Source organism: Mycobacterium sp., assembly GCF_052145595.1.
Taxonomy (GTDB): domain Bacteria; phylum Actinomycetota; class Actinomycetes; order Mycobacteriales; family Mycobacteriaceae; genus Mycobacterium.
The window spans coordinates 1-2,504 of sequence record NZ_JBKQOI010000356.1 but is presented as its reverse complement, the minus strand read 5'-3'; the positions used below and the strand labels follow the sequence as shown (position 1 = coordinate 2,504).

Annotated in this window: 3 protein-coding genes and 1 pseudogene; all 4 read right to left on the bottom strand. The window is 65.0% G+C overall.

The features are described from left to right. Positions 1-218 (bottom strand): annotated as a pseudogene (locus ACLP4W_RS29375) (acyl-CoA dehydrogenase family protein); the annotation flags it as partial. A gap of 2 nt (positions 219-220) precedes the next feature. After that, positions 221-481: a hypothetical protein gene (locus tag ACLP4W_RS29370; protein ID WP_442391000.1), complete on the bottom strand. Its 261-nt coding sequence runs from the start codon at positions 479-481 to the stop codon at positions 221-223. Continuing rightward, positions 478-1,629, bottom strand: coding sequence for an amidohydrolase family protein (locus tag ACLP4W_RS29365; protein WP_442390998.1), 1,152 nt, complete (start codon positions 1,627-1,629; stop codon positions 478-480). Before ACLP4W_RS29365 ends, ACLP4W_RS29370 begins: the two co-directional genes overlap by 4 nt. Positions 1,630-1,759: 130 nt before the next feature. After that, the coding region (locus ACLP4W_RS29360) for an acyl-CoA dehydrogenase family protein (protein ID WP_442390996.1) at positions 1,760-2,504 on the bottom strand (745 nt) is incomplete at its 5' end.

The following is a 2,504-nucleotide window of genomic DNA, read 5'->3' as shown; positions in this document are numbered from 1 at the left end:
GCCACCGTGGCGTCGGCGCCGCCGAACTCACGCGGCCAGTGCAGGCAGGTGTAGCCATGGGTCGCCAGATAGCGGTGCCATTGCTGCCCGGGCTCAACATCGGCCGCAGTCGGCGTGGCCCCATAGTTGCGGAGCCCGGCGGGCTTGGGCGCGCTCTCCAGAAAACCGCGGATCTCACTGCGCAGTGCGTCGATGTCTTTGGTCTCAACCGACACCATCACTACTTCCCGTCGAGGTATTCGCCGTATTCGCCCGCTATCGACTCCAACGCGTTGAGGCGACGGGCGAGCAGCGCGAGTTCGGGCTCGTTGGCGCTGTTGGCCTTGAGCTCGTCCACCCGAGCCCGGCAGCGAGCGATCTCGCCGACGAGGCGCCCCCTCGCCTCGTCCTTGGTCAGCAGGTCCTGGTCTGTCCAGTCCGACACCGGCAACTGCTCGATTCGGTCCACGCCTTCCCGCCCGTCGTCTTCTCCGAAAGTCATGCCGCCCGCGGAAAGTTGTAGAACTCACGGGCATTCAGTTCGACCATGCGGTGCACCTCGTCGTCGGGCACCTTCTCCAACGCCTGCGCCGCACGCTCTCGACTTTGCGGCCAGAACGAGTCCGAGTGCGGGTAGTCGCACTCCCAGGTGATCTTGTCGACGCCGATCATGTGCCGCATCTCCACGCCGAAGTCATCCTCGATGAAGCAACCGTGAATGTGCTTCTTGAAGAGGTAGCTCGGCGGGTGATCCTGGTTGATGTTGTTGTAGAAGCGGTGCTTTCGCCACACGCTGTCGCAGCGCTCCAGGATGTAGGGGATCCAGCCGATACCGCCCTCGGACAGGCCGATCTTCAACTTCGGATGCCGGTAGAGAGTGTTGGAGAACAGCCAATCCGTCATCGAGGTCATCGACATCGTCCCCATCAGCGTGATGAACACGGCGAATGGTGCGTCGGGAGCGATGGGCGGCGGGAAGCCGCCGGAGCCGAAGTGCTGAGCCAGCACCATGTCTGTCTCCTCCATCGCCGAGAGCACCGGATCCCAGTGATCGGAGTGGACGGAGGGCAGGCCGAGCCGGTCTGGCAGGTCGGGGAACGTCACGCACTTGGCGCCCTTCGCGGCGACGCGGTGGATCTCCTTGACGCTGGCCTCGAGGTCCCAGAACGGCAGCATGGCGACGGGGACGAATCGATCGGGCGCCGTGGCGGCCCACTCGTCGAGGTGGAAGTCGTTCCACGCCGCAGAGCACAATTTGGCGAGTTCCTTGTCCTCGGCCTCGGCGAACACCGCGCCGGCGAAACGGGGGAACGACGGGAAGCACGTCATCGCCTGCACGCCGTCGATGTCCATGTCGGCCACCCGCGCCTTGGGGTCGTAACAGCCGGGGATCATGTCGTCGTACCGCACCGGTTCGATGCCGTACTGCTCGGGCGTCTTACCTGCGACCGCGTTCAAGCCGATGTAGGGGTAGATCCTGCCCTCGTATTCCCAGACCTGGCACATCTGGCCGGTGTCGGGCCGCTCCCACTCGATGATCTTCGGCCCGATCTCCACGTACTTGGTCGGGAGCCGATCGCTCCACACCCTGGGGTGTTCGATCAGGTGATCGTCGACGGAAATCAATTCCATCCAGGGCTGCAACGGCATAGGTGCCTCCTCGTCTGGATACGTTCGTGGTCGGACAGGAATTATCAAAATATTTAGTTATTTAGCTGTGATACTAGTTACCCCTGATGGCAACCAGCAAGGCCGCCCCGATATCCGGTCGGGCGGTTTCTCATAGCAGCTTGGCCTGCGCGGATACCCGGTCCCAGTGGTGTCCGGGGCCGCCGAACAGCACCTCGTCGGTGCGGGCGCGACGCAGGTAGAGATGGGCGGAGTCCTCCCACGTGTAACCGATTCCACCGTGGATTTGGACGTTTGCATGCGCTGCGTTGCGGAGGCTCTCGGAACACACCGCCTTGGCCATGCTGGCGCGCCAGTCGGACTCGCCGGGCATCGGGCCGGCGCCGCCGTCTTGACTGTCCAGGGCCTGCAGGGCCGCTTGTGATGCCGAGCGAGCCCATTCGAGGTCGACGAGCATGTCGGCGCACTTGTGCTTGATGGCCTGGAAGCTGCCGATCGGGCGGTCGAACTGCTCGCGGGTGCGCGCGTAGTCGGTGGCGATCTCCAGTACCCGTTCGCACGCTCCGACCTGCTCGGCCGACAGGATGGCAAGCGCGAGGTTGACGTTGCGCTCGATGAGATCGTCGGCGGGGCCCTCGCCGGTCAGCCGTGCCGCCGGCGCGCGGGTGAAGGTGATGGTGGCCATCGGCCGGGTGCCGTCCAGCACCCGCTCCGCAACAACGGTGACGCCCTCGGCGGTCCGGTCCAGGAGGAAGACCGCGGGCTCGCTGTCGACGATCGCCACCACTAACAAGTCGTCGGCGGCAGTGCCGTTGAGGACATGGCGGACCACGCCGTCGACGCTCCAATCGTCGCCGCTGCGTGCTGCGGTGAGCGTCACGGCGGCACGACGCCAA

Coding starts and splice junctions, on each gene's coding strand:
- ACLP4W_RS29370 (WP_442391000.1), bottom strand. CDS start 481: ATGACTTTCGGAGAAGACGACGGGCGGGAAGGCGTGGACCGAATCGAG.
- ACLP4W_RS29365 (WP_442390998.1), bottom strand. CDS start 1,629: ATGCCGTTGCAGCCCTGGATGGAATTGATTTCCGTCGACGATCACCTG.